27 protein-coding genes and 3 tRNA genes are annotated in these 24750 nt (G+C 38.4%); 17 read left to right on the top strand and 13 right to left on the bottom strand.

The genetic code is table 11. From position 1 onward, the window contains the following. Nucleotides 1-14 precede the first annotated feature (14 nt). Nucleotides 15-1175: a homogentisate 1,2-dioxygenase gene (locus tag AC1EU2_RS14425; protein ID WP_480298973.1), complete on the bottom strand. Its 1161-nt coding sequence runs from the start codon at nucleotides 1173-1175 to the stop codon at nucleotides 15-17. A gap of 118 nt (nucleotides 1176-1293) precedes the next feature. Between AC1EU2_RS14425 and AC1EU2_RS14420 the strand changes: the two genes are divergently transcribed. The 3 genes from AC1EU2_RS14420 (at nucleotide 1294) to AC1EU2_RS14410 (ending at nucleotide 4484) form a co-directional block, all read left to right on the top strand. Continuing rightward, nucleotides 1294-2178 (top strand): LysR family transcriptional regulator, encoded by an 885-nt coding sequence (locus AC1EU2_RS14420; protein ID WP_480298972.1) that lies wholly within the window; start codon nucleotides 1294-1296, stop codon nucleotides 2176-2178. Nucleotides 2179-2268: 90 nt separating this feature from the next. Further along, nucleotides 2269-3060 carry a TIGR00266 family protein gene (locus AC1EU2_RS14415; RefSeq protein ID WP_480298971.1) on the top strand — a complete coding sequence of 264 codons (792 nt, stop codon included), beginning with the start codon at nucleotides 2269-2271 and terminating at the stop codon, nucleotides 3058-3060. A gap of 47 nt (nucleotides 3061-3107) precedes the next feature. Next, on the top strand, nucleotides 3108-4484 hold the full coding sequence (locus AC1EU2_RS14410; protein WP_480298970.1) for an SLC13 family permease: 1377 nt from the start codon (nucleotides 3108-3110) through the stop codon (nucleotides 4482-4484). Between the two features lie 45 nt (nucleotides 4485-4529). Here the strand turns inward: AC1EU2_RS14410 and AC1EU2_RS14405 are convergent, their stop codons facing one another. Both AC1EU2_RS14405 and AC1EU2_RS14400 read right to left on the bottom strand, forming a co-directional pair. Further along, a complete protein-coding gene (locus AC1EU2_RS14405; protein WP_480298969.1) occupies nucleotides 4530-4973 on the bottom strand; it encodes a pilin in 444 nt (147 codons plus the stop codon). 38 nt (nucleotides 4974-5011) lie between these two features. Next, on the bottom strand, nucleotides 5012-5809 hold the full coding sequence (locus tag AC1EU2_RS14400; RefSeq protein ID WP_480298968.1) for a hypothetical protein: 798 nt from the start codon (nucleotides 5807-5809) through the stop codon (nucleotides 5012-5014). A 261-nt stretch (nucleotides 5810-6070) separates the two neighbouring features. Between AC1EU2_RS14400 and AC1EU2_RS14395 the strand changes: the two genes are divergently transcribed. From AC1EU2_RS14395 to purF, 7 genes are all read left to right on the top strand, one after another. Continuing rightward, entirely contained in the window at nucleotides 6071-6769 is a 699-nt protein-coding gene (locus AC1EU2_RS14395; protein ID WP_480298967.1) for a phosphoethanolamine transferase domain-containing protein, read from the top strand. A gap of 84 nt (nucleotides 6770-6853) precedes the next feature. Then, a complete protein-coding gene (locus tag AC1EU2_RS14390; protein WP_480298966.1) occupies nucleotides 6854-8548 on the top strand; it encodes an AMP-binding protein in 1695 nt (564 codons plus the stop codon). Between the two features lie 49 nt (nucleotides 8549-8597). Continuing rightward, complete coding sequence (truA, locus tag AC1EU2_RS14385; protein ID WP_480298965.1) at nucleotides 8598-9383, top strand: tRNA pseudouridine(38-40) synthase TruA; 786 nt, start codon at nucleotides 8598-8600, stop codon at nucleotides 9381-9383. Between the two features lie 21 nt (nucleotides 9384-9404). Further along, entirely contained in the window at nucleotides 9405-10631 is a 1227-nt protein-coding gene (gene folC / locus AC1EU2_RS14380; protein WP_480298964.1) for a bifunctional tetrahydrofolate synthase/dihydrofolate synthase, read from the top strand. Nucleotides 10632-10634: 3 nt separating this feature from the next. Beyond that, the gene (locus AC1EU2_RS14375; RefSeq protein ID WP_480298963.1) at nucleotides 10635-11216 is read left to right on the top strand and encodes an SPOR domain-containing protein; all 582 of its coding nucleotides are present in this window, start codon (nucleotides 10635-10637) and stop codon (nucleotides 11214-11216) included. 104 nt (nucleotides 11217-11320) lie between these two features. Continuing rightward, a complete protein-coding gene (locus AC1EU2_RS14370) occupies nucleotides 11321-11812 on the top strand; it encodes a CvpA family protein (RefSeq protein WP_480298962.1) in 492 nt (163 codons plus the stop codon). A gap of 88 nt (nucleotides 11813-11900) precedes the next feature. Further along, nucleotides 11901-13415, top strand: coding sequence for an amidophosphoribosyltransferase (gene purF / locus AC1EU2_RS14365; protein ID WP_480298961.1), 1515 nt, complete (start codon nucleotides 11901-11903; stop codon nucleotides 13413-13415). A gap of 199 nt (nucleotides 13416-13614) precedes the next feature. On the opposite strand, the gene AC1EU2_RS14360 is transcribed toward purF, so the two are convergent. From AC1EU2_RS14360 to queC, 6 genes are all read right to left on the bottom strand, one after another. Further along, nucleotides 13615-13989, bottom strand: coding sequence for a SpoIIAA family protein (locus AC1EU2_RS14360; protein ID WP_480298959.1), 375 nt, complete (start codon nucleotides 13987-13989; stop codon nucleotides 13615-13617). Between the two features lie 10 nt (nucleotides 13990-13999). Then, the gene (locus AC1EU2_RS14355) at nucleotides 14000-14410 is read right to left on the bottom strand and encodes a hypothetical protein (protein WP_480298958.1); all 411 of its coding nucleotides are present in this window, start codon (nucleotides 14408-14410) and stop codon (nucleotides 14000-14002) included. Beyond that, nucleotides 14400-14924 carry a GNAT family N-acetyltransferase gene (locus AC1EU2_RS14350; protein ID WP_480298957.1) on the bottom strand — a complete coding sequence of 175 codons (525 nt, stop codon included), beginning with the start codon at nucleotides 14922-14924 and terminating at the stop codon, nucleotides 14400-14402. Before AC1EU2_RS14350 ends, AC1EU2_RS14355 begins: the two co-directional genes overlap by 11 nt. A 245-nt stretch (nucleotides 14925-15169) precedes the next feature. Further along, nucleotides 15170-16150 (bottom strand): DUF2608 domain-containing protein, encoded by a 981-nt coding sequence (locus AC1EU2_RS14345; protein ID WP_480298956.1) that lies wholly within the window; start codon nucleotides 16148-16150, stop codon nucleotides 15170-15172. A gap of 67 nt (nucleotides 16151-16217) precedes the next feature. Beyond that, the gene (gene rrtA, locus AC1EU2_RS14340; protein WP_480299055.1) at nucleotides 16218-16784 is read right to left on the bottom strand and encodes a rhombosortase; all 567 of its coding nucleotides are present in this window, start codon (nucleotides 16782-16784) and stop codon (nucleotides 16218-16220) included. Between the two features lie 31 nt (nucleotides 16785-16815). Beyond that, complete coding sequence (gene queC / locus AC1EU2_RS14335; RefSeq protein WP_480298955.1) at nucleotides 16816-17514, bottom strand: 7-cyano-7-deazaguanine synthase QueC; 699 nt, start codon at nucleotides 17512-17514, stop codon at nucleotides 16816-16818. Between the two features lie 183 nt (nucleotides 17515-17697). Here queC and queE point away from each other — a divergent pair, with 183 nt between their 5' ends. The 4 genes from queE to AC1EU2_RS14315 all read left to right on the top strand — a co-directional run bounded on the left by queE (nucleotide 17698) and on the right by AC1EU2_RS14315 (nucleotide 19870). Next, entirely contained in the window at nucleotides 17698-18366 is a 669-nt protein-coding gene (queE, locus tag AC1EU2_RS14330; protein ID WP_480298954.1) for a 7-carboxy-7-deazaguanine synthase QueE, read from the top strand. A gap of 116 nt (nucleotides 18367-18482) precedes the next feature. Beyond that, nucleotides 18483-19019: a hypothetical protein gene (locus AC1EU2_RS14325; RefSeq protein WP_480298953.1), complete on the top strand. Its 537-nt coding sequence runs from the start codon at nucleotides 18483-18485 to the stop codon at nucleotides 19017-19019. A gap of 104 nt (nucleotides 19020-19123) precedes the next feature. Continuing rightward, the gene (locus AC1EU2_RS14320; RefSeq protein WP_480298952.1) at nucleotides 19124-19489 is read left to right on the top strand and encodes a hypothetical protein; all 366 of its coding nucleotides are present in this window, start codon (nucleotides 19124-19126) and stop codon (nucleotides 19487-19489) included. A 72-nt stretch (nucleotides 19490-19561) separates the two neighbouring features. Continuing rightward, nucleotides 19562-19870, top strand: a complete 309-nt coding sequence (locus AC1EU2_RS14315; protein WP_480298951.1) for a hypothetical protein — start codon at nucleotides 19562-19564, stop codon at nucleotides 19868-19870. Nucleotides 19871-20040: 170 nt separating this feature from the next. Here AC1EU2_RS14315 and AC1EU2_RS14310 read toward each other — a convergent pair whose 3' ends face one another. The 4 genes from AC1EU2_RS14310 to AC1EU2_RS14295 form a co-directional block, all read right to left on the bottom strand. Continuing rightward, complete coding sequence (locus tag AC1EU2_RS14310; RefSeq protein ID WP_480298950.1) at nucleotides 20041-21081, bottom strand: PLP-dependent cysteine synthase family protein; 1041 nt, start codon at nucleotides 21079-21081, stop codon at nucleotides 20041-20043. Nucleotides 21082-21163: 82 nt separating this feature from the next. Next, nucleotides 21164-21248 (bottom strand) — tRNA-Tyr (locus AC1EU2_RS14305). A gap of 24 nt (nucleotides 21249-21272) precedes the next feature. After that, nucleotides 21273-21357: transfer RNA gene (locus AC1EU2_RS14300), tRNA-Tyr, on the bottom strand. 31 nt (nucleotides 21358-21388) lie between these two features. Further along, nucleotides 21389-21473, bottom strand: a tRNA-Tyr gene (locus AC1EU2_RS14295). A gap of 124 nt (nucleotides 21474-21597) precedes the next feature. Here AC1EU2_RS14295 and AC1EU2_RS14290 point away from each other — a divergent pair. From AC1EU2_RS14290 to AC1EU2_RS14280, 3 genes are all read left to right on the top strand, one after another. Continuing rightward, nucleotides 21598-22077: a VC2046/SO_2500 family protein gene (locus tag AC1EU2_RS14290; RefSeq protein WP_480298949.1), complete on the top strand. Its 480-nt coding sequence runs from the start codon at nucleotides 21598-21600 to the stop codon at nucleotides 22075-22077. A 67-nt stretch (nucleotides 22078-22144) separates the two neighbouring features. Next, nucleotides 22145-22438, top strand: a complete 294-nt coding sequence (locus tag AC1EU2_RS14285) for a DUF406 family protein (protein ID WP_480298948.1) — start codon at nucleotides 22145-22147, stop codon at nucleotides 22436-22438. A gap of 78 nt (nucleotides 22439-22516) precedes the next feature. Beyond that, complete coding sequence (locus AC1EU2_RS14280) at nucleotides 22517-24724, top strand: putative bifunctional diguanylate cyclase/phosphodiesterase (protein ID WP_480298947.1); 2208 nt, start codon at nucleotides 22517-22519, stop codon at nucleotides 24722-24724. The last annotated feature ends 26 nt before the right edge of the window (nucleotides 24725-24750 follow it).

Below are 24750 nucleotides of genomic sequence, written 5' to 3'. Positions count from 1 at the left end.
ATAACTTTTTGGTTCTAATCTTCTATCCAAGAACGGTTGTAATCTTTGCTCATGCATCGTTGTACATGTTCAGTTAAATGTAATGGTGCGAAGGTATCGACCATTACTGCATATTCGTAAGTTTCTTTTTTACCTAAAGAGGCTTCAGTTTTGCCTGGTTGAGGCCCGTGTGGTACACCTTTTTGATGTAATGTTAGATAGCCAGGACCGATACCTGTTCGACTCATAAAATCACCGTCCACGTAGTAAAGCACTTCATCGCTATCGATATTATTATGATAATAAGGCGCTGGAATCGATTTCTCATGGAAATCGTACAAACGAGGTACGAAGTTACAAACAACAAAATTATGTGCAGTAAATACTAAGTGATCTGAAGGTGGTAAATGAATTTTTCCGACTTTAGGTGCATATTCAGTAATGTTAAATGCCCATGGGTAAACAAAGCCATCCCAGCCAACAAGATCAAACGGATGCCATTCGAGTGTGGTTACTTGATACTTCTCACCAAATTTACAAACGAGAGAAAAATTGCCTTTCTCAACAACAGCATCTTGCAGCTCAGGTGTTCGTAAATCACGTTCACAATAAGGTGCAGATTCAAGAAGTTGCCCATATTCATTACGAAAATGCTTTGGTATTTCAACCATTGATGAAGATTCAATGACAAATAAACGTACATTTTCATAGTCATCGAATTTTAACTGATAGGTGGTACCACGAGGAATAACAAGGTAATCCCACTTTTTAACGGCTAAGGTCCCGTATTCACTATAAAGAGTACCTTCACCTTCGTGAACAAATACAATTTCATCGCAATAAGCGTTACGGTAAAACTCAGCAGTATCTTCTGTAACCTTAGCGGTATACATTGCAACGTCAGAGTTGAAAAAAATCTTGTTTCTTGCGTTGAAGAAATTACCACTTTTATCCACGTCTTTAGAATCAAGTTTATAGTTTTGGATCAGCGAGTCTTCCCAACCTAAACCATGATCAACATGATATGGGTTAACGGATAATGCCTTTGTCGGCATATTGTGATGATATTTATTAGAATAGATATTTGAAAAGCCGTGAGTTGAAAATAACTCTTCACGATACAGTTCACCATTTTCTTTTTCGAAGGTGATATGTCGCTTATGCGGTACTTGGCCTTGTTTTACATAAAATGGCATCTGTAAGTCCTCACTCAAAAATGTGATCTACTTAGCAATTTAATTGCATATTCAAACAAAAAAAAGAATAATAATTAGCTTGACTCAATCTAAAAAATAGATGGTTTGTAAGGGCGCTATGAAAATTGACATTGAAGCTTTTAAAGTAATGCAAGTTCTTGTTGAAGAAGGCAGCTTTGCAAAGGCAGCAGACAGATTGCACAAAGCACAGTCAGCCGTGAGCTATCAAATAAAAAAGTTAGAGCAACATCTTGGAGTCGAGCTGTTCAGCCGCGAGCAATATCGTGCACAGTTGACCCCTCAAGGTGAAGTAATTTTAAAAGAAGGACAACGTTTAATCGAACAGTTATCGAACATTGAACGTTTGGCAAATCGATTTAGTCAAGAATGGGAACCACGGCTAGAGCTCGTCATCGATGGTGCTTTACCTATGCCACCGATTATGAGGGCGCTCAAAAAGCTAGCAGATCATGATATTCCAACTAAGATACAGTTAAATGTAGAATTCCTCGGTGGAGTGCAACATCGTTTCGAAACCGATAAAGCTGATTTAATGCTGGTTAAGGATTACCGCACAGGGCCAGAGCTTAACCCCATTCCATTGCCTGAAATTACCAATATTCTAGTGACATCCAAAAATCATGAGCTTGCCAATAAAAGCCAAGTATCACTGTTAGAGTTACAGCAGCACGTAGAACTTACCATCGAAGATTCAGCTCCGTCTAATAACCATCGAGATGAAATGCAGTTTCAAGGAGATAAAGTGTTTTACCTTTCAGGCTTTATTATGAAGCGTGAAGCACTTCTTAAAGATTTAGGTTTTGGTTGGTTGCCGGATTTTTTAGCAAAAGATAAATTAGAGAGTGGTGAATTAGTCGAAGTCGATTTTGTTGGTGGCAGTCGTTATATCTTTACACCACAATTGGTATCGACACAAAGTAGGCCACTTGGTCGAGCAGGGCAATTGTTTACTCAGCTCATTCTTGATGAATTCCAATTGTAAAACTCAGAAACAAGTTTTCTGTTGAAAAAAACATCGTTTAATGTAGGGTAAATCCACTTAAATAGAAACGGATTTTTTAAGGGGATAAAAATGCGCCGTTGTCACGAAGTCGATTACGAAATCAAAGGTCATGATATGCAGCTGGTTGAGGTTGAACTTGACCCACAAGAGACAGTTGTTGCCGAAGCTGGCGCCATGACTTATATGGAACAAGATATTAACTTTGAAGCTAAAATGGGCGATGGATCTAATCCAGATAGCGGATTCTTTGGCAAAGTGTTCAGAGCTGGCAAACGAGTGCTTTCTGGCGAAAGCGTCTTTATGACTCACTTTACTAACCAAGGCTATGAAAAGCGCAGGGTCGCTTTTGCAGCGCCTTACCCTGGAACTATCCTTGCAATTGATCTAGCTGAAGTTGGCGGCGAACTAATCTGCCAGAAAGATAGCTTTTTAGCTGCAGCTCTAGGTACCCAAGTCAGTACGAGCTTTAACCGACGTTTAGGTGCAGGTTTTTTTGGTGGTGAAGGTTTCATTCTGCAGAATCTCCAAGGTGACGGTATGGCATTTATTCATGCTGGTGGTACTTTGATTCGTAAAGAGCTAAATGGTGAAACACTGAGAGTGGATACAGGCTGTATTGCCGCTTTTACTTCTGGTATTGATTATGACATTCAAAAATCAGGCTCAATGAAATCAATGCTCTTTGGTGGTGAAGGTCTATTTTTAGCAACCTTATCGGGACACGGTAGTGTTTGGTTACAGAGTTTACCGTTCTCACGTATGGCAGATAGAATCATTGCAAGTGCACCTTCATCGGGTGGAAGTGATAAAGGTGAAGGCTCAGTACTCGGAAGTATCGGGCGTATGATTGACGGTCGTTAACACGTCAGATAACCTTAGTTCATAATTAACGATAAATAATAACAATTATGAAACTGACCCGTTCCCATTTTCTTGTCATCGGCCCAGCATTAGCGTGGGCCTTTTATTGGCTTCTTACCCTTGGAGGAATGGATTTCGCTCCAGCCGCCACCGCAGGCATTACAGTGTTAACCGTTATTTGGTGGGTTACCGAAGCTCTGCCAATCCCAGCAACCTCGCTCGTGCCTTTTGCACTACTTCCTCTTTTTAGCATTGTCGATCATAAGACGGTAGCTTCATCATTTGGAAGTCATGTTATTTTGCTGTTAATGGCGGCATTTATGCTTTCAAAGGCGCTAGAAAAAAGCGGTGCACATCAACGGCTTGCTGTTTATATGGTGAATTTTGTCGGTGTATCCAGTGCTAAGAGGCTTGTGTTTGGCTTTATGCTCGCAACAGCATTTCTCAGTATGTGGATTTCAAACACAGCCGCAACACTGATAATGCTGCCAATTGCTCTAGCTATTTTAAGTCGTATCGATAACCCTAAACTTTCTGTTGCACTCATTTTAGGTATTGCTTATGCCGCAAGCACAGGAGGGATTGCAACACCAATTGGTACCCCACCAAATGTGATTTTTATGGGCATTTATGAGCAATATACAGGCCAAACATTTGAATTCGTAGAATGGATGAAAGTAGGGGTGCCAATCGTTGTTATCGCAATTCCGTTAATGGCGCTCTGGTTAACTCGAAATGTGACTCTTAATGCCAAAGTTGAACTTCCCGAACAGGGAATGTGGCGCAGTGAAGAAAAAAGAACCATCCTGATTTTTGCTGTGACTATTTTGGCTTGGGTAACGCGTCATGCCCCATTTGGTGGCTGGTCTGAACTATTCCAAATTGACTTAGCAGGTGATAGCACAGTTGCACTGACTGCTGTGGTAGCGATGTTTATTACGCCGAATGGCAAAGGCGGTCGAGTACTCGACTGGGATACAGCGAAAGAAATCCCTTGGGGCATGTTGTTGTTATTTGCTGGTGGTATTGCTTTAGCGAAAGGTATGTCTGCATCTGGATTAAGCGAAATGTTGGGCGATTGGTTGTCTGCGAAAGACAATATTCCATTACTTGCTTTGATGACGCTTATTTGCTTGGTTGTGGTTTATCTGACTGAAATTACCAGTAATACTGCAACGGCAACACTCCTAATGCCAATACTTGCTGTTGCGGCAGTTGGTGTAGGTGTTAAACCAGAAGTATTGATGATCCCTGCGGCGATGGTAGCGAGCTGTGCTTATATGTTACCCGTTGCAACGGCGCCCAATGCCATTGTTTATGGTACAGGCAAAATTGAAATTCAGCAGATGGTGAAAGAAGGTGCTTCCTTGAGTTTGATGATGGCAATTGTTATCTCGGTAGTGTGTTATTTGATTTTGCAGTAATGTGGATTTGCGTACCTTAATTAACGTCAAGGTACGCATTCTTTATTATTGACTACATTCCATTGGCAGAAAGTTAGCGTCGACATTCGTTTTATTCTCACCAATCGCTTCCATTCCATTGACAGGTTTTGAGTTACCACATAACCAAGATATCGGACTCGATGGGCTACCAATAACAACAGCAGGTCTGAAGCTTACGATTTTGTTTTGTAGTGGTTTTGGCATTTTATTTCCAAGGTGGATATGAAATGCCCCATTCATGACTTCAACTTTTGTTATTTTATTACTGATTAACTTGTCTGGCGCAGGCAATGATGCCATCTCATTATTTAATGGGAAAGCTAGGTGGTAGAGATAATACTCCTCTAGCGATTTCTTTATGTTAGAAGCATACTGAATAGGCTCAACCATATGAGCTTTTTGCAAGTAATCTTGATACCTAGGCATCGACACAGAAGCAAGAATGCCAATAATGGCAACCACAATCATTAATTCAATTAGTGTAAATCCATTTATTTTTTCATATCCTATCCAACTATGGTTTCCATCCTAAAAATTGGTTCGTAAAGGCCATGAATCATTGCCGCAATACAAAAAATTAATACTGAGACAAAAACTCGATGGATGAAGTTGTGCCGTTTAACAAGGTGTGAGTTCAAATCTTCAAGTTTGTTATTAATTTGAATTTGCAGTTCAGTGCTCGGGTTAAGTCCATCCTCGAACAGTTTTTTTGTAAAAGTGTGTTCCTTTATGTCTAGTGGCATCAGCAATAATTGATTAAGTTCATTTAAGGCTTTGAGTGAGGTTTTAGATATTAATAAGGCATCAAACCAGTTTGGATTTGCGTTCATGAGTTGACGGTGAAGCTTATTGCAGCGCCAAAAGCTGATAGTACTCCACAAGGCAGCAATAGATAGAGCGACTACAAAAAATAGCCAATACTGAAAAAAAAGCGTGACGGGAGGTTCAACCCCAGAAACATAATAAATCTCTTTGAATTGGGGGACTATGAATGTATTACTACCTATACAAATCATCATGAAAATAAAATACAGACTTAAATGATAATGAACTTTTTCTTTGGACTTAATCGTATTTGACAGTTTAGATTGAAAACTTAGTGTTCCGTAGGTTTCTAGAGCTTTTATTTGAACAGTGTGTTCTAGGTTTGAGACTTTTTGAAGAATACTATCTGAAACTTTGTTGGCTTCTGTATTAGGCTTATAACGGTCAAAAAAATCAGATTTTGCATCTTCCCAAGTAACCTGTTTTTGTCTCTTGATTGACATATATCGACAGAAAAGGTGAAAGTTTGGCCAGTCCATAGCGCTCCTTTATTAACTTCTAGTGGTTAATTGATTAACGTTTCGAATTATTATTATTTTTAACCTTTATTTTCTTGAATTACAACAATAAGTTACAAGGTGATTAGTGTTAACAGTCTATTCATTAACAAGACGCCATTTAGCGTTCACGTTAGATTCATAAGCCATATCCTATACTTTTATAACTCCCCATTTTCTGTCGAGCATATTATGCACACACTTGAGAATAAGCTGGTTTATAAGCCGTCGGCTGTACGGCAAGTGATTGATTTTTTAGATTTAAAATACAGCGTCTCTGTTTCTAGGCTAAATCTTTTGGTAGCTATAGGTCTCGCAGCATTTTATAACCCATTGTTATGGCATTATTTACTGACACAAGAGCATGTATTGAGTCTGGAGGGAGGTTATTTTGTTTTTGCATTTGTTATAGCTTTGATAGCTACCTTCTATGCAGCGCTTTCTTTAATTAGCTTTGAAAAAATACAAAAACCTGCAACTGTGTGCATTATTTTTATTGCTGCTGCTACCAGTTTTTTTATGAGTCATTATGGTACGGTTATAGGCAGTGGTTTGATGCAGCATATTACTAACTCTGGGTTCAATGGTTTTCTAAACGAAATAAAAGTTCCATTCTTACTCCACATGTTTTTATTGGGTGTATTTCCAAGTTTCCTGATTTCTCAAGCTGAAATAAGTTATGAAAGCAAGTATAAGTACCCTACAAGAACAGGGATAAGTATCGTAACGGGGGTGTTGATTGGAGTGCTCGCTTTATTACCTCAATATCATGACTTCACTGGTTTTTTAAAGCAGCATAAAGATCTAAAATGCCGAGTTGTTCCTGCAAATGTATTGTATTACACCTCTTCGTACTTCTCACACTTGATCCCTAAGGAATACAAAAAGTTTGAGTCAATGAGAAAACATCAAAGCTTGATTACTGCAGAGGACATGGAGTAAATCACTTCGGTGATTTTTATTTTCAGCTTTGGTTAAGTTAAAAAGGATTACTCTTTACGAAATGGTTGTCGTTATGGAGTTAATATGCCCCAAGCTCAAAGTAATCAAGCGCTTTTAGAAAGTAGCTTTCTTGTTGGTCCCACTTCTTTTCCCCTTTTAGAACATACCATTGGCCATCATTTAGACCGAATGGTACAAGCATATCCTAACCAACTTGCTGTAATTGTTCGTCATCAGGATATCCATTGGACCTATCAACAACTTTTACAAAAAGTACAATCCGTCGCACTTGGATTAATGGAACTTGGTATTAGGCCTGGAGACAGAATAGGCATATGGTCGCCTAATAATATTGAATGGGTGTTAGTTCAGTATGCTACTGCTTACATTGGCGCAGTTATGGTCTGTGTAAATCCGGCCTATCGAGAGTATGAACTTGAATATGCGTTAAATCTTGCAGAATGCAAAGCATTGATATGTTCAGAGCACTTTCATTCCATCAATTATATATCCATGTTAAAGAGTATGGTGCCTGAAATTGAGGAAAGTGAATTAGGGCAATTAAATTCTGAAAAACTGCCGCACCTTAAATGGTTGATTAATATTGGTGTGGATACACATAGAGGCTTCCTCTCATTTAATCATTTATATGGTGATTTAACTGACGATAAAGTTCATTCTCTTCAACAATTAGGGGGCACTTTAAACTGTCATGATCCGATAAATATTCAATTTACTTCAGGAACTACCGGAAACCCAAAAGGTGCAACACTGACGCACCATAATATTTTAAACAATGCGTTAGTTACAGCAAAAGGCATGAATTTTACTTCCCAAGATAAGCTGTGTGTTCCAGTGCCTCTTTATCATTGTTTTGGAATGACAACAGGTAACCTTGCTTGTATGACAGTTGGTGCTTGTTCAGTGTTTCCAAGTGAGTCTTTTGAACCATTAAAAACACTCGAAGCATTGGACAAAGAGAGATGTACTGCGATGCATGGTGTGCCGACAATGTTTGTGGCTATCCTAGCTCAAAATGAGTTTTCTCAGTTTGACCTTACGAGTATGAGAACAGGGGCGATGGCTGGTGCGCCGTGTCCTGAGTCCTTGATGAGAAGTGCGGTTGATAAAATGCATATGACAGAGTTACTTGGTGGGTATGGTCAAACAGAGAGTAGCCCTTTGAACCATCTGACAATGACGGACACGCCACTCAACAAAAGAGTTTCGACGGTAGGGCGAGCGGCAGAGCATACAGAAATTAAAATCATTAACGATGCCGGAGCAGTTTGCAGTATTGGCGAGAAAGGCGAAATCTGTGCTAGGGGTTATTGTGTGATGAAAGGCTATTGGAATGAACCTGAGAAAACAGCAGAAGCTATTGATAAAGATGGATGGTTGCACTCCGGTGATTTAGGAGTGATGGACGAGGAAGGTTATGTAAAAGTGGTAGGGAGAATTAAAGATATGATCATTAAAGGAGGAGAAAATGTTTATCCTAAAGAGGTCGAAGACCACTGTTTAGCACATTCTGCCATAGAAGATGCTTCTGTATTTGGCATTGAAGATGATTATTATGGTGAAGAAATTTGTGTATGGGTGAAGTTAAAGCAAAATGTTGAATTAGAACATTCAGAATTGGAACATTTTTTAATGAATAGGATTGCTCATTTTAAAGTACCTAAATATATCAAACTGGTTAAAGAGTTCCCTATGACGGTCACCGGAAAAATCCAAAAATTTAAAATGCGTGAAATGATGTCAGCTGAATTGAATTAATACTTTGAAGTCGTATAAAATGCGGCAAAATTTTTTAGTTAGGTTAGTTATGCGTATTGCATTAGGCATAGAATATGACGGAAACCGTTATTTCGGTTGGCAACGTCAAAGAGAAGTCGACTCTGTTCAAGCTCAGCTTGAAAAAACGTTATCAAAAATTGCTAATGAACCTATTCAGATTCAATGTGCAGGTCGGACGGATGCGGGAGTTCATGCAACTGGACAAGTGATTCATTTTGAAACTACAGCTGAGCGTCCGATCACAGCGTGGACTTTAGGTATTAACGCTAATTTGCCCAATGATATTGCGGTGAGATGGGCGACAGAAGTTGATGATGGGTTCCATGCTCGTTTCTCGGCCACTGCCAGACGGTACCGATACATCATCTATAATGATAATCTCCGACCAGGAATTCATCGTCATGGTGTGAGTCATTATCATGGTGATATCGATGAAACTTTGATGCATCAAGCTGCGCAAGATTTACTGGGCGAGCATGATTTTACGAGTTTTAGAGCGATACAGTGCCAATCTAATACGCCCTTTCGTAACATTCACCATGTAAAAGTTTCACGACACAGTAAATTTATTGTTATTGATATTGCTGCAAATGCTTTTTTACATCACATGGTACGCAATATTGTGGGGTCGTTACTTGAAATCGGCATGGGTAGACAACCTTTAACGTGGATGAAAACATTGTTGAGTTTAAAAGACAGGAATCAAGCGGCCCCCACGGCGAAAGCGGCCGGATTATACTTGGTTGATGTCACTTACCCTAAAGAGTTCAATTTACCGAAACCACCAATGGGTCCTCTCTTTCTAGAAGACTAATTTTTAATGATGGAAAACAAAATGCATTTTGAAGAATGGATTGATTACCTTATTAGTCAGCACCCAGTTGAAATCGACATGGGGCTGAATAGAGTCCGTGAGGTTGCGAAACGACTTAACCTTCTCGATTTAGGTAAAACCAAAGTTATTACGGTGGCAGGTACAAACGGTAAAGGTACAACGTGTGCGTTTCTCGAGAAGATTTTCTTAAATGCAAACTATCATGTTGGGGTTTATAGCTCTCCTCATCTACTAAAATTCAATGAGCGTGTAAGAGTTAATAATACCAACGCAACTGATGAACAGTTAATTGAAGCTTTTAAGCAAATCGAGTTAGCTCGTAAAGAAATCACCTTAACTTTTTTTGAATATTCAACACTATCGGCATTGTATGTATTTAAACAGCAAGCCGTCGATATTGTATTACTTGAAGTAGGATTAGGTGGGCGTTTAGATGCAACAAATATGATTGATGCAAATATTGCCGTTCTTACGTCAATCGGTCTAGATCATCAAGAATACTTAGGTAATACAAGAGAGTCCGTAGGTATTGAGAAAGTGGGTGTTTGTCGCAAAGACCGACCAGCGATTATTGGTGAGCCTGAAGTGCCTCATGCTGTGAAACTAAGTTTAAAAGAGATAGGTGCGAGTACGTGTTTTGTGGGGGTTGATTTTAATTCATTTGATGAGAATAGCAGTTGGAACTTCAATGGACTTCGAGTTATCAACAACATCCCATCTCCACAACTTCCATTGCAAAATGCAGTTACAGCGATTCAAACAGCCTTAATGTTTGACCCTACACTAACCGATGGAGTGATCAAAACTGGTATAGAGCAAGCAAGTTTACCTGGTCGAATGGAATTGGTTTCTCAACAGCCAATGGTTTATTTGGATGTAGCTCATAATCCTCAATCTGCGCAGTATTTGAAAACACAATTAAGAAAGTTCGAAGGTAAGCGAGTTTTTGCATTATGTGGAATGTTAAAAGATAAAGATATTCAGTCGGTAATCCAATGCTTACAAGCTGACTTTTTTGAATGGAATTTAGTCAGCCTTGATGTCAGTCGAGGTGCAGAGTCTTCAGAACTTGCGGAATGCTTCGATTCTAAACAAAATATCAATTGTTTTCATAACTTAAATGACGCTTGGGCCAATTTAAAATTAAAAATTACCGATGATGATGTGGTAATTGTCTTTGGCTCATTTTACACTGTAGCGGGTTTTAAAAAGTTAAAACAAGGATAGTCAGTGTCGAATCAATTCCATAACCGTCTTGTTGGTACCATTGTTGTAGTGGCATTGGGTGTTATTTTTTTGCCCGATTTATTGGATGGTAAAAATACCCAGAAAGAAGAGGGGTTTACTGAAATCCCTTTAAGGCCATCTTTTACTAAAACAGGTTCTACAAATGAAATTCTTGGAACCGTTGATATTCCTGTTGAGCCAAACATTGATCAAGAAAGTTCTGGAGAACAGGTGACTTCTAAACCTCAAGCTAAAAAAGAAGTTAAAAGAAGCAATTCCACTGCATCAACAGAAGTTATAAAGAAAGACACTCAATCGACAAAAATAAAGCAAGTTGAAGTGGGTTTTACCATTCAACTAGGCAGTTTTAATAACGCCGTTAATGTTAATGCACTTGTGAAAAAGTTAAGAACAAATGGTTTTACGGCTTATACTGTTCCGAAACAGCCTGTGGATAAAAGTTTAACTAAAGTTTTTGTTGGTCCCAATATTTCTAAGTCTAAACTGCAAAATATGCAGAAAGATATTGAAAAGTTGACTAAGTTGAAAGGGAAGATAGTGAACTTTGATCCTGTAGATCAATAACACTTATCTTTTTTACAGACAATTATCTTAATTGCAGGGGTGAGAAATGTTTAAACCTTTGTTAAAATCTCGCCGACTAAAAACAACTTAGGATTTACCAAAAAATGGTTTGGATTGATTATGCCATTTTATGCATTATCGGGCTCTCAACAATAATCAGTTTAGTGAGAGGGTTCGCTAAAGAAGCGATGTCACTTGTTGTTTGGTTTGCTGCCTTTTTTATTGCCAGTCAATTTTATAAAGATCTCGCTGTGTATTTAACTCAGTTACAAGATGAGTTAGTCAGAAACGGCGTTGCTATCGCTATCTTATTTGTTGTTTCCCTCATTCTCGGCGCCTTACTAAATTACCTACTAGGGCAATTAGTTTCCAAGACCGGTTTATCAGGAACCGATAGAGTTCTCGGTCTTGTCTTTGGCGCAATCAGAGGCGCCTTAATCGTCAGTGCCTTACTGTTTTTTATGGATGCGTTTACCAGTGCTCCTACAACGGAATGGTGGCGTGCATCTAAGTTGATCCCTGAATTTGGTGTTGTTATCCAGTGGTTTTTTAACTACATAGAAACAACCTCAAGCTTTGTACCCCAAAATATATAAATGAAAGCAACTGTAAACTGATGAAATAACAATATACAACGTCAGGTAAGCGGTTGATTTAGAACATCTAAAATGAGGATACTTACCCATGTGTGGTATTGTTGGAATAGTTGGCCAATCTTCGGTTAACCAAACGATTTATGATGCACTTACTGTTCTTCAGCATCGTGGACAAGATGCAGCTGGTATCGTTACTGAAGATAATGGCGGCTTTAGGCTGAGAAAGGCAAACGGCTTAGTAAAAGATGTTATTGAAGCTAAGCATATGCAACGCTTACAAGGTAACGCTGGTATTGGGCATGTAAGGTATCCAACAGCGGGCAGTTCTAGTGCTTCAGAAGCACAGCCTTTCTACGTTAACTCGCCTTTTGGTATTGCTTTTGCTCACAATGGTAACTTAATTAATACCATTGAATTACGCGAAACTCTTGAACGTAAACGCCGCCACATTAATACGACTTCGGACTCTGAAATTCTTCTTAATTTACTCGCAGATGAGTTGCAGCATATTAGTGGACTTTCTTTGACTCCTGATGAAGTATTTGGTGCGGTTAAGCAAGTACATAAGCAAGTAAGTGGCGCTTATGCGGCTGTTGCTATGATCATCGGTCAAGGCCTTGTGGCATTCCGTGATCCATTTGGAATTCGACCTCTAGTGCTCGGTAAGAGTGAAACTGAAACTGGCACAGAGTACATGGTTGCTTCAGAGTCCGTTGCGCTTGACGCTGTTGGATTTGAACTTATCCGTGATGTGGCCCCAGGTGAAGCTGTCTATATCGATTTGGAAGGTAATCTTCATACAAGACAATGTGCTCATAACGCAAAACATGCGCCTTGTATTTTCGAGTATGTCTATTTTGCTCGTCCTGATTCAACGATTGATAAAGCATCCGTTTATGCAAGCCGCATTAATATGGGTACCAAACTGGGTGAGAAAATTAAGCGTGAATGGGATGAACACGACATCGATGTTGTAATTCCAATACCTGAGACTTCATGTGATGTCGCATTAGAAATATCAAATACGCTTGGGCTTCCATATCGTCAAGGGTTTGTAAAAAATCGTTATATTGGGCGTACTTTTATTATGCCTGGACAAGTTGAGCGCAAGAAATCAGTCCGCCGTAAACTTAATGCTATTCATCAAGAGTTCAAAGGCAAAAATGTTTTACTTGTAGATGATTCAATTGTTCGTGGCACGACCTCAGAGCAAATTATTGAAATGGCTCGAGAGGCTGGAGCTAAGAAAGTTTATTTTGCGTCAGCGGCTCCAGAAATACGTTTTCCTAATGTATACGGCATTGATATGCCGACTTCTGAAGAATTGATTGCTTACGGCAGAGAAACGGACGAAATTGCAAAAATCATTGGTGCCGATGGCATTATTTTCCAAGAGTTATCGGATCTCGTAGCCGCAGTGAAGTTGGAAAACCCTGATATTGAACAATTTGAAACGTCGGTGTTTGATGGTAAATACATTACTCAAGATGTTGACCAAGCTTACTTGGATCATTTAACTCAATTGAGAAATGATGATGCTAAAGCAGACAGAAATAAAGATGTTGGTACAAACTTAGAGTTACATAACGTTTGTCACCCGTAGAGTAAAATGTTTAAGCTGCAGTAGTTAGGTGCTCCCACAAGTTATGTGTTTTAAGTACATGCTGTGGGACGCCTTAGCAAAGGCTTCTAGCTCTTTAGTATTCATAACTGTCTATCCTTACTTATTGATAGTTAAAAGAATAGACAGTTACACAGATTTATTTACAGTCTCTTACTTTTAGATAAAGTAGTCTTCAACTTTATCTTTTCAACCAATCTATCGCAGATGATTCTGACTCAAATGTTTCTATTTGACTTGCGGTGAACCAATTGGCAATTTTAGTACTGACTTCAAGCCAATCCTTATGAGTAACTATCGCAATCTTATTGAATTTACCCGCATACTTAATTCCAATTTTTACGTCATCCCAAGCTGCTCGTAGTTCCCAGCCTTCCAGTTGTGAAGCATTGAGAAGGATATCAATACTGGGACTTGATATGTCTTTTAGAGCATTATCGAGCATAGGAGTGATTTTAAGATAATCCTCATGCGTCAGTTTTCCAATGGCATTAAAAATGACAAAGATGTGATTTTCTGTACGTTCAACATCAATAAATAAGCCGTGTTCAGACATGCAGCGTCCCTTAGTTGGGATTGGAAGTGACCAAAATAATCGGAAAACTACTATTAGTAAAGTATACTGAAATCGATAGGGTTTCCCCTGCTTTGAATGGTTGGGAAAACTCAGCAGGTTTAACTTTACTCCCATCAGCTAACGTTGCCAATAAATGTCTTTGATTAAGTGTTCTGTTTCCATTGGCTGAATTGTTGATGGTCAATAACACCCAACGCTGACCGTCTTCTGAGCTCATTGGAATTGCACTCTTGACTTCAAAGTCGCTTCTTTGAGGATGAATGTTGTCTGGGTTAGCAAAGTTGAACTGTATATTTGATGGGAGCTGTCTATCTATCGTTAATGGTTCTTGCGCATAAATGAATGTAGAAATTAGAAGCCAAAAAATTGAAATACAATACTTAACCATCTTATTCATCATTAAGTTTAACTCGGTTACTAAATAGCATGATTTCTTCATCTTCATCATCGAGTGTAATTGACTCAATATAACGAAGCCCTATTTTTTTTAATAAAGTTTGAGACGCTACATTTGTTTTAGACGTGATCCCTAAAATTGGCGATAACTTTAGATTTGATTCCGCATATTGCATTAATGCTTGTGAAGACTCGTAACCATAGCCCTTGCCCATAAACTGGGGTAAAAAGGCGAAACCGATATCGGTATGTGGAAGCGTCTCTCTGTTAACGAAACCATTCATACCGACAATGGTGTCATCATCCTTTCTAATGATTGCAAATAAACCATAGCCGTGTAATTGATAACTCTTAATCAGTTTATCGGTTAGAAAGTTTTCTGCACAATTCTTTGTCTTAATGTTTCGATCACCAATATTTTCTATGTACTCATCAGTGTTCATTAGTTCAAAAATAAAGTCGGCATCAGTCAATGTAAATTCTCGAATATAAAGTCGGTCCGTTTCAATGATATTCACTTACACACTCCTAGTGTAAAAACCTGTTTCCATGACAGTTATCACAAAGTATTCATAGAACAGGTAAATGTCAACTATACTCAGACTATCAAGGATGATATTAGGATGGTTTATGCAGCATTGGTTTACTTGGGTATTAGTGGGGACGTATATAACGTCTATTGCAATTTTTGCTTGGGTGGCATGGATAGATAGTAAGCAAGAGCGAAATCATTCTGCTTGAGTTTTATTAAATAGTGGCTTTCTTAAGCTTCATCAGAATTTGTTTGAGGCCGATTCTCATTAAAATAATCCAATAATTGTTTATAACAAGGGCAGCGCTCGATAAATTTAGCAAGTTGCTCAACCTCTGGTAAGTGCTTTGTGGAGTCATTAATTTTTGCCAAGTGGGCGATTTTATCATCCATACCACCAAAAAACTGTAATTTCACAGCTGGTATATTATGCTGAGCACACATATCAGCCAAGTTCTCCAAGTCACTTTCATTATCATCTACGATAATAATCTGATCGAAGGTATATTTTGAGTTTAATAGAAATTCATTCAGCCTTGGAGCTTTTAGAAGACATTTTTTCATTGGTTTGAGCTCTTCGAATAGGGAAGCATCTATTTCAGTTAGTGCGAATTTACTTTCAAAGTAAAGCTCATGTGTATTTGTAATCAACACATACTTCATTTCAGGATGAAGTGCTTTTCCTTTAGTGAGTTGTTCATTTAAGTCTTCTTCAATAAGTGCGATGTCGTATTCACAATCCTCAGCTTCGTAGTCGGTATAGTCGCAAATCAATGTAAAGTCGAAGTCGAATACTATTAAAGGTTTTTTACCTGTAACGTGTGGCCATATATTACTGACTTTAAAAACTGTTTCATATGCAACTTGAGTTGGTGGAGGGGTATCGTGTACTTCAAGTTGTGAAGCAACATATTTTTGTATGTTACTGTCATTAAAAAATAGGCCTTTAATCTGCTTGTCTGGCTTATCGCTATTATGAAATTTAATGACTGAAAGATGATTATCTGTTTGCTTATTATCTATCAAGGGCTCAATTCGAAAGGTCTTTTTTGTACTATCCGCAACAGTTAAAGAAAATGTTAACTCTTTCCAATCACTGCCTAGAACAGAAGTAAAACGATCAAAGTCGAGTGTATTCCAACTCAGTGCCGGGGCTTTATTTGCATCCCATATAAATTCGAATTGAGGCCTAGACGGTAATGCTGAAGCCATGCGCAGTCCTAAAAGAAATATGCATGTATTTTGGCACAAATAATATTTTGAGGTGATTATTTATTGTTCATGTTTTAGGCTGCTTTCGACCATGTTGAAGGCAAACAAACATGATAGCAATTATGACTCCAATGATAACTCCGGTTAAATGAGACTCTGTCGCTACTCTGGTCCCAATCATTTCAGTTACTTCTGTGCTTGCACCGTAGATTTGTTCATGTGCAACTTTAGCTATTACTCCCAAAAGTAATAACCAACCTGATTTGAACTTAGATTGAATATCGCATAAGGCTCCGTATGCAAATAAGGCATGTAACATCCCTGATAAACCAACATATGCCTCTAATTTTGGGGAAAACAAATATAGACCAACACCTTCTAGTAAACAAAAAAGCCAAAATAAAAGCCATATCTGTTTTCTTGTATAGTGCATGGCATGAATGGACAGGATGACCCAAAGCCCAGCAAGATTGAGCAATAGATGCCAAATATTTGAATGAAGTAAATTTCCCGTTACCAGCTGCCAATACATTCCAGATGCAATGAGCTCTCTATCATAAACAAGATAATGATCGACTGAAGGGGTATAGATGTTAAGTAAAAAGAGTAGGGAGGAGATCAAAGTGATCCCCATACCTAAACTGAATGTTTGTCCGAAGTACTTGTTAATCCAATTCTGCACGAGATTTATTTTCCAGAGAATCCATTACTGCTGATTTGTTGTTTAAATATTCATTAAGTCCATTTGATCTTAAGTCACATGCAGGGCAGTCACCACAGCCGTCACCAACGATTCCATTGTAGCAAGTGAGTGTTTCATAACGAACAGTTTCAAGTTCGTGGTACTTATCGGCTAAAGCCCAAGTTTCGGCTTTATCAAGCCACATTAAAGGCGTTTTGATGGTGAGCGGATATTCCATGCCTAGCTTCAATGCTGAATTCATTGCTTTAACGAACTCATCTCGGCAATCGGGGTAACCAGAAAAGTCTGTTTCACATACACCAGTAATCACTGTCTTTGCACCAAGCTGATAGGCGTATATGCCCGCTAAAGTCAAAAACAAGATATTCCTGCCTGGTACAAAAGTATTTGGTAAACCGTTATCCATAAGAGTATGTGATACAGGAATAGAGTCTCTGGTTAAAGCGGAAATTGCCAGTTCATTAAGTAGAGAAACATCCATAACCTTGTGACTCGCGATATTAAACTTTTTAGCCAGCAATTTTGCTCTTTCTATCTCATCACTGTGTCGTTGACCATAATCAAAGGTGATTGCATGAACTTCATCATATTCTACCAAGGCTTGAACTAAACAAGTTGTAGAATCTTGACCACCACTGAAAACAATTACTGCTTTAGACATGATTTCTTTACAAATAGGTTAATTAGGTAAGCAGTTTAGCTCAGCCATTGTGTAATGAAAACCGTTGAAAATTTCATAATCATAGAAATTAGATAAACTTGAAAGAGATCACGCCTTAACGAGTTGCAGATTCTGATAAAATCCACTATAAATGCAACCCGTTTTTATTTTCAGGTTTTTTATATGCAATATCCGATAAATGAGGTCTTCGAAACGATTCAAGGAGAAGGTAGCCATACAGGCATTCCTGCGATTTTCGTTCGTTTACAGGGCTGCCCAGTTGGATGCAGTTGGTGTGATACTCAGCAGACATGGGATGTGTTATCTGAAAATAAAGTCGATAAGGACTTGGTAATTCAAGTTGATGGTGTCGTAGGCAGGTGGGCTGAACATGATGCTGCAAGCTTGATTAATGCATTTGAGGAAAAGGGGTTCACAGCAAAATTGATAGTGATTACTGGTGGAGAACCTTGTATTCATGATTTAACTGAACTTACAACAAAGCTCCATGAGGCCGGATATTTAACTCAGATTGAAACTAGCGGAACGTTTGAAGTTCTTTGTAGCACTGAAACCTACGTTACGGTGTCACCTAAAATCAATATGAAAGGTGGCTATAAAGTTTTACAACAAGCATTGAGCCGAGCCAATGAAATCAAACACCCCATTGCCAAGCAAAGTCATATCGACGAGCTAGATGAACTCTTAGGTAACACTAATCTCAAAAATAAAACGGTTTGCTTACAACCTATTAGTCAAAAACCAAGGGCAACTGAACTGGCAATGAAGGTGTGTATTGAGAGAAATTGGCGTTTGTCCGTACAAACCCATAAATACTTAAATATAGACTAATCTTTAAAAACAGCCTTGGTCTTACCACTTTCTTGTATAAATCATTTCTTATCGATATAACTGTTATTTTCATTTTTCTATTCTTACAGTAGTTCAATCCCTCGGAGGATAGAAAAATGTCTTTAAGCATTAATTCGAGCAATGTTGGAAATTGCTCACAGCTTTTTAAGCCTGACAAAAGCAAATCGCAAAGTAACAATTCAAACAACTTTCACCGAGTTTCTCAATGTTGTCATCAAAATGACAACATAAATTATTCTATGCAGCAGTTATTGTTGATGATGAATAATTTGACGAAAGATGACACAAGTAAAGAGATTGATAAGAAAGTTAAAGAAGAAATGAATCGTGAGCTTGAGCTTGCTGGTTTGACGCCTCAAGAAATGATTGAAGCGATCAAACAAAAAATTAATAAGGGGAACGCAGGTGCAGATCGGTTTTATATTGTAGGCCATACGATGATTCATATTACTAATGATGGTAATGGTCACTTGCAAACCCATACTGAAACCTTAGCACCTGCAGTTCCATTAACAATTCCTCAGCTAGTTGCGGATACTCATGGAGCACAGAAAAGTACCCAAAAACTTCATATGAGTATTGCTGATTTGATGAGTGCAATTTCAGTCGCTGTTGCGAGTGCAGGTGACTAATTGGCTGGTCATACCAGTTGCAGAAAGAACCTTTGTTTTAACAATATCGTATTTATTTTGAGCACCTATAGTTAAGGTAAGCAAAAAATCAAGAGGTAGAAATTATGACTAGTGTAAGCTCAGCAAGCAATGCAAATACTTCAACAGTAAATAATGTTGATGGTCCAAGTAAAAATGATAGCGTTGATACATCAAATACAATGGACAACGTGGCGAAGAAAAATGACAAGCTAAAAAAAGAAATTGAAGCTTTATTACAATTTATGACAATGCTTCTTGAAGTTGAAAAAGATCAAAAGAAAGACATGTCTTTAGCTGGCAAAGCAAATGCAAATGCTGCGAAGCATGCAGCAATTAAAGGTGCCAAGGGCTCACAAGATCTTCAAAGTGAAATGGGCAGCTTTATTCAAGGATTGATGCAAGCATTTTCAGGTATGAATGCAGGTAGCACTCCTTCAGCAAAAGGTTAACCTCAGCACTTCTCCAATTAAGTCAGTTTTTAGATAAATCTGGCTTAATTTAGTTAAGACAGGAGTATGATAATGTCTGATTTAACGTCGATATCGAACTCTAATAAACATATTTCTATGAGTGATATTCAAGCTCAGTTGAAATCCAATGATTCAAATATAGAAACTAAAATCAAGAATAATCAAAAAGTTCATGACTTTTTAGTTTCGATGTTAATAAATGCTCAGCGGAAATATGAGTCAAGTAAAATCCATGCAAACTCAGTGTCTGTTAAATGTGCAGCGAATGTTAGTAACAGCATGAAAGGAGTACAAAGTGGATTGAAAGAATTGAATCAAGCAATGGTTGCAGCAGTCTCATCAATACATATAAATACATAGCCGCCTACAACTCAGCATTGAAGGCAGCGTTAATTGGTCATATCTGCGGCGTTATCATTTGCTCATTTAGCATGAGAAAACATCACAAGCGCTGCCTTGCATAAAATAACCAATTTATCGCTGAAAAAAATTAGGAAAGATCGACACGCCTTAGAGGCCGTATATGGTCTCTAAATATTACTTAAAAAATGATTGAACTCTTCCAGTTCACCCACGTTCTCTTCAATCCAAGTTGTATTGTAGTATGTATCTAAATAACGATTCCCAGAGTCACAAAGTAAAGTAACAATAGAGCCTTTTTCACCTTTGTCTCTCATTTCGATGGCAATTTGTAATGCACCGTAAAGATTAGTACCTGTAGATGCCCCAGCTTTTCTTCCAATAAGCCTCTCTAACCAGTGGATTGTAGCAATGGAAGCTGCGTCAGGTACTTTTCGCATATCATCAATCACACCACAGATGAAAGATGGCTCAGGTCTTGGTCGACCAATACCTTCAATTTTACTGCCTGAACAGCATGTTAGGGATTTATCTCTAGAGTGAAAGTAATCAAAAAAAACGGAATTCTCAGGATCAACAACCATCAGTTGAGTGTCCAAGCATTGATAACGAATAAAGCGGCCAATAGTTGCTGAGGTACCACCAGTACCGGGGCTCATAACAATCCAGTTAGGAATAGGGTAAGGCTCTTTTTCCATTTGTGAGAAGATCGACTCAGCAATGTTGTTATTTCCACGCCAATCGGTGGCTCTTTCGGCGTAAGTAAACTGATCCATATAGTGACCGTTTAGTTCTTTAGCTAAACGTTCTGATTCTGCATAAATTTCACTTGAATGTTCAACAAAGTGACATTCACCACCGTAAAATTCGATTTGTTCGACTTTTCTTTTCGCTGTTGAATTTGGCATTACTGCGATGAATTTCAATCCAAGCAATCGAGCAAAGTATGCTTCTGATACTGCAGTGCTTCCTGAAGATGACTCAATAATTGTTGTGTTTTCTTTAATCCAGCCATTACAGAGTGCATACAAAAACAGAGAACGTGCTAATCGATGTTTTAAGCTACCAGTAGGGTGAGTACTTTCATCTTTAAGGTATAAATCAATCCCTGTTAAAGATGGAATATCAAGTTTGATGAGATGAGTATCTGCACTTCGTTGAAAGTCTGCATCAATTTTTTTTATGGCGTTATTAACCCACTTGCTACTCATATTGCAAAATCCATCCACTGAGAATGAGCAAGAGAATATAAGAAATTGTGCGGTAAATATAGAGAAATTTAAACTTAAAAGATGGTGGAGGGAGAAGGATTCGAACCTTCGAAGGCAGAGCCGTCAGATTTACAGTCTGATCCCTTTGGCCACTCGGGAACCCCTCCATCTTGGAGATATTGAATGAAAAATGGTGGAGGGAGAAGGATTCGAACCTTCGAAGGCGGAGCCGTCAGATTTACAGTCTGATCCCTTTGGCCACTCGGGAACCCCTCCGGTGCATTTTTATTCAATTTTTGTCGCAAAATGGTGGAGGGAGAAGGATTCGAACCTTCGAAGGCAGAGCCGTCAGATTTACAGTCTGATCCCTTTGGCCACTCGGGAACCCCTCCTCAATTTGCGGCGGCAATAGTAGTCAGAATTTAGAACCATGTAAAGAGAGAATTTAAAAAAAATTAAAGTAATCGATTTGTTTGCCGATAAATTGATTAGAAGTAGTTGTTTTGATGGTTTTTTATGCAAATTGAGCGAGTGTTAAAAAATGAACTCGACATTGGTTTATCGCTAAATAAAGCGACCGAAACTAATTGTCGCGGTGACTTTGCACTCATTTTAGCTTTGCTCTCACAAGATGTACGAGATATGGCTCAATTTGAATTAATAAACGACATTGATCTTAGAGACCATTTCGAACTCCCGCACGAAACTCATTTAGAAGAAGACCTTTCGACTGAAACTGAATTTAAAGAGCACAGTGAAGTCTTTCACGCACAAGGCCACATCGAATTTCGCTTACGAGAGTCTATGAGTCCTGAACCGCTTGTATTTAGAGGCGAATTACCCTCACCGATTCAAAGAGTTTTGGAAAATTGCGATTTGCATACAATTAACCGATACAAGAACGTTGAAGAAGTTAAGCCTAAGAACAAGAACCCCGCTTTTATCGATCAACTTCAACAACAAAGAACGATGGCAAAGTTGATTGAGACGGCGTGATCTAAGTCAGGAATTCGGAACCAGCATTCAAATATAATGTGCCAAATTTGTTTTTTGGGTTATGAAAATGAAATCGATTAAAGAAGCACAGAATTTAGACATCAATGATAACTGCACCACATGTGGCTCTACATTAGACATTGGTGCAGTGATAAATGAAGAAGATAACGTATTAGAAATAAAGTTCGATTTAACAGAGCAAGCAGATTCAGAAGCAAAAACACTTGCAAATGAAGCTCAGAAACAATTTGAAACAGTAAAGTACTCCATCGATAAAAGCGAACACAGCTTGATTTTAAAGCTTGAGTTTGAGGTTGCCGTTGAAAAAATGCTCTTTCAAATGCAGAAGTTAGGACTTTAATTACTGTTTCGAGTATTCTGCTCAATCAAAACAAAAAGAATAAACATTGTTGCCACTAGGCAAATGTAAGGGAAATACGTGAAAGGCCGTAAGTATCAACATATTGTTGAATCAATTGTGAATTCTAAGCCAAAACAAAATGGTGACTTTACAAAAACGTCAGAGTTCGCAACTGAGTTACTCTTAAATAACCTCAATCTTACTGCTGTGAGCGTTTGGTTATTAGCAGAAGAGCAAGATCGTTTTGAGCTGTTAGCAAATCAGGGGCCGCTTTCAAATTTACGGAATGACAATACTGTTGAATGTAATGTTTATCCAGAGTATTTAGAGCTTCTTAAAAATAGTCGGCACATTGATGTTAACGATGCAAAGGCTGACCATCGAGTTGATGAAATACGTAAAACTTATCTAGAACCCTTCGATATTGCATCACTCTTAGATGTGCCGATTAGAATTAATGGACGTTTAGAAGGCGTGCTGAACCTTGAAAGAGCACATGAACAAAGAGATTGGAGTGATAGTGAAATATATATCGCTTGCCAAGTAGCCGATCAGCTTGCTCTAACTCTTGCTACTCACAATAGTTATGAGCAAAACGAACTTTTAACCTTATTTAAATGCGCTGCTGAACAGTCTGTTCAGGTTACCATGCTCGTGAATTTACACACGGAAAACGTGGAATTTGTAAATGATGCTTACGGAAAAAGAACCGGTCAGAAAGCTTCAGACTTTATTGGTCAACCTGTTTGGGATTTGTTCTTATTTAAGCAAAAACCAGAGTATGGTCGAAAACAGCTTGAGAAAGTTATTTTAGGGCACACTATTTCCGATGAGGTTGAGTTAAAAGGACCCGATGGTAAAAGTTTGTGGATTCGCTACAGTTGTTCGCCTTTCATTACTGCCCGTGGTAATCATTTTGCTTTAATGACCAGTGTAGATTGCACTGAGGAGCACAGATACCAAGAAGAGCTAGAAATTAGAGCGTGGCGGTGTGCTCTAACAGGGTTATATAATCGAGCTCACTTTAATAAGGAACTTGAAGCTACCAATAAAGGGCATTTATTTCTCATTGATCTTGTTGGATTTAAAAGTTTCAATGACACTTATGGTCATGAGAAGGGAGATGCATTACTCCAGGAAATGGCCAGACGGTTACGTCATTTAGCTGAAATCCACAAAGCAAAGGAAATTGCGCGAGTAGGAAGTGATGAGTTTGGAATGCTTATTAATGATCAAAAAGATGAAAGCATTGAATCGTTTACCGATAAACTTTATCAACATTTAAGAGCCCCAGCGCAAATCCATCGAGATACCATTGATCCAAAACCTGCTATTGCTGTTGTTGATATTGCCTCAGTTGTTGAGCTGGTATCTCCATTAACTAGTGCAGATATTGCGCTACAAATAGCGAAAAAGAAACAGGGAAAAACAATTCAAGTATTCAACCATACTATGTTGAATGCATTTAAAGAAGATAATGAAATTGAACGCGATTTACATACAGCGGTAAGAAATCGACAGCTTGAACTTTATTATCAACCATTAAGAAATTTAAAAACGGGTAAATATACAGGTGCTGAAGCGTTAATTCGTTGGCATCACCCGAAAAAAGGCGTGTTATACCCAGGTAGTTTTATTGATATTGCAGAGCAATCGGGATTGATAGTACCAATCGGTGGATGGATTTTAGAGGCTGCTTGTCGTCAGTTGAATTTATGGCAGCATTATAATCGAGAGCTCACGATGCATGTTAATGTGTCGGCCAGACAGTTCTTTAGCGGAAACTTGTTCGAGCAAGTATGGGGGCTATTGAATCGCTACCAAATAAAGCCTCAATCTCTGATACTCGAAATCACTGAAACAGAGTTAATGGAAGACATTCGCTTTGCAACGAATTTGTGCCATGAATTATCTGAATTAGGAGTAGGGTTAGCGATTGATGACTTTGGTACTGGTTATAGCTCGATGCGTTATTTAAAACAGTTCCCAATTTCAAAATTGAAAATTGATCGTTCATTTATATCAGATCTTAACGTCAGTAAAGAGAGCCGAGAGATTGTGAGTGCAATTATCGCAATGGCAAAAGCATTGAATTTATCATTGACTGCTGAAGGTGTTGAAACGAAAGAACAAGAGCATTTCTTAAGTGAACAGAATTGCCATCAGGCACAAGGCTTTTTGTATAGTCCTGCACTTCGTGAAGCTGAATTCAATAAATTTTTAGAGGATTCTGTAAATGAGGAATTGGAAGATGCTATAGAAGAAACCTTGCACTTAAGCTTGTAAGCACAAGGTCTTTTGTAATTACTTTC

This window comes from Parashewanella sp. 2304DJ23-3 (assembly GCF_056591695.1).
This window is presented reverse-complemented; position numbering and strand designations above follow the sequence as displayed.

Excerpts from the sequence above, each read along its gene's own strand:
- AC1EU2_RS14325 (WP_480298953.1), top strand. The coding sequence starts at position 18,483 with ATGTCTTTAAGCATTAATTCGAGCAATGTTGGAAATTGCTCACAGCTT.
- AC1EU2_RS14400 (WP_480298968.1), bottom strand. The coding sequence starts at position 5,809 with ATGGACTGGCCAAACTTTCACCTTTTCTGTCGATATATGTCAATCAAG.
- AC1EU2_RS14425 (WP_480298973.1), bottom strand. The coding sequence starts at position 1,175 with ATGCCATTTTATGTAAAACAAGGCCAAGTACCGCATAAGCGACATATC.
- rrtA (WP_480299055.1), bottom strand. The coding sequence starts at position 16,784 with ATGGGGATCACTTTGATCTCCTCCCTACTCTTTTTACTTAACATCTAT.
- AC1EU2_RS14310 (WP_480298950.1), bottom strand. The coding sequence starts at position 21,081 with ATGAGTAGCAAGTGGGTTAATAACGCCATAAAAAAAATTGATGCAGAC.
- queC (WP_480298955.1), bottom strand. The coding sequence starts at position 17,514 with ATGTCTAAAGCAGTAATTGTTTTCAGTGGTGGTCAAGATTCTACAACT.
- AC1EU2_RS14420 (WP_480298972.1), top strand. The coding sequence starts at position 1,294 with ATGAAAATTGACATTGAAGCTTTTAAAGTAATGCAAGTTCTTGTTGAA.
- AC1EU2_RS14320 (WP_480298952.1), top strand. The coding sequence starts at position 19,124 with ATGACTAGTGTAAGCTCAGCAAGCAATGCAAATACTTCAACAGTAAAT.
- AC1EU2_RS14285 (WP_480298948.1), top strand. The coding sequence starts at position 22,145 with ATGAAATCGATTAAAGAAGCACAGAATTTAGACATCAATGATAACTGC.
- AC1EU2_RS14355 (WP_480298958.1), bottom strand. The coding sequence starts at position 14,410 with ATGATGAATAAGATGGTTAAGTATTGTATTTCAATTTTTTGGCTTCTA.
- AC1EU2_RS14390 (WP_480298966.1), top strand. The coding sequence starts at position 6,854 with ATGCCCCAAGCTCAAAGTAATCAAGCGCTTTTAGAAAGTAGCTTTCTT.
- AC1EU2_RS14360 (WP_480298959.1), bottom strand. The coding sequence starts at position 13,989 with ATGTCTGAACACGGCTTATTTATTGATGTTGAACGTACAGAAAATCAC.
- AC1EU2_RS14405 (WP_480298969.1), bottom strand. The coding sequence starts at position 4,973 with ATGATTGTGGTTGCCATTATTGGCATTCTTGCTTCTGTGTCGATGCCT.
- purF (WP_480298961.1), top strand. The coding sequence starts at position 11,901 with ATGTGTGGTATTGTTGGAATAGTTGGCCAATCTTCGGTTAACCAAACG.
- truA (WP_480298965.1), top strand. The coding sequence starts at position 8,598 with ATGCGTATTGCATTAGGCATAGAATATGACGGAAACCGTTATTTCGGT.
- AC1EU2_RS14415 (WP_480298971.1), top strand. The coding sequence starts at position 2,269 with ATGCGCCGTTGTCACGAAGTCGATTACGAAATCAAAGGTCATGATATG.
- AC1EU2_RS14370 (WP_480298962.1), top strand. The coding sequence starts at position 11,321 with ATGGTTTGGATTGATTATGCCATTTTATGCATTATCGGGCTCTCAACA.
- AC1EU2_RS14410 (WP_480298970.1), top strand. The coding sequence starts at position 3,108 with ATGAAACTGACCCGTTCCCATTTTCTTGTCATCGGCCCAGCATTAGCG.
- queE (WP_480298954.1), top strand. The coding sequence starts at position 17,698 with ATGCAATATCCGATAAATGAGGTCTTCGAAACGATTCAAGGAGAAGGT.
- AC1EU2_RS14345 (WP_480298956.1), bottom strand. The coding sequence starts at position 16,150 with ATGGCTTCAGCATTACCGTCTAGGCCTCAATTCGAATTTATATGGGAT.
- folC (WP_480298964.1), top strand. The coding sequence starts at position 9,405 with ATGCATTTTGAAGAATGGATTGATTACCTTATTAGTCAGCACCCAGTT.
- AC1EU2_RS14290 (WP_480298949.1), top strand. The coding sequence starts at position 21,598 with ATGCAAATTGAGCGAGTGTTAAAAAATGAACTCGACATTGGTTTATCG.
- AC1EU2_RS14315 (WP_480298951.1), top strand. The coding sequence starts at position 19,562 with ATGTCTGATTTAACGTCGATATCGAACTCTAATAAACATATTTCTATG.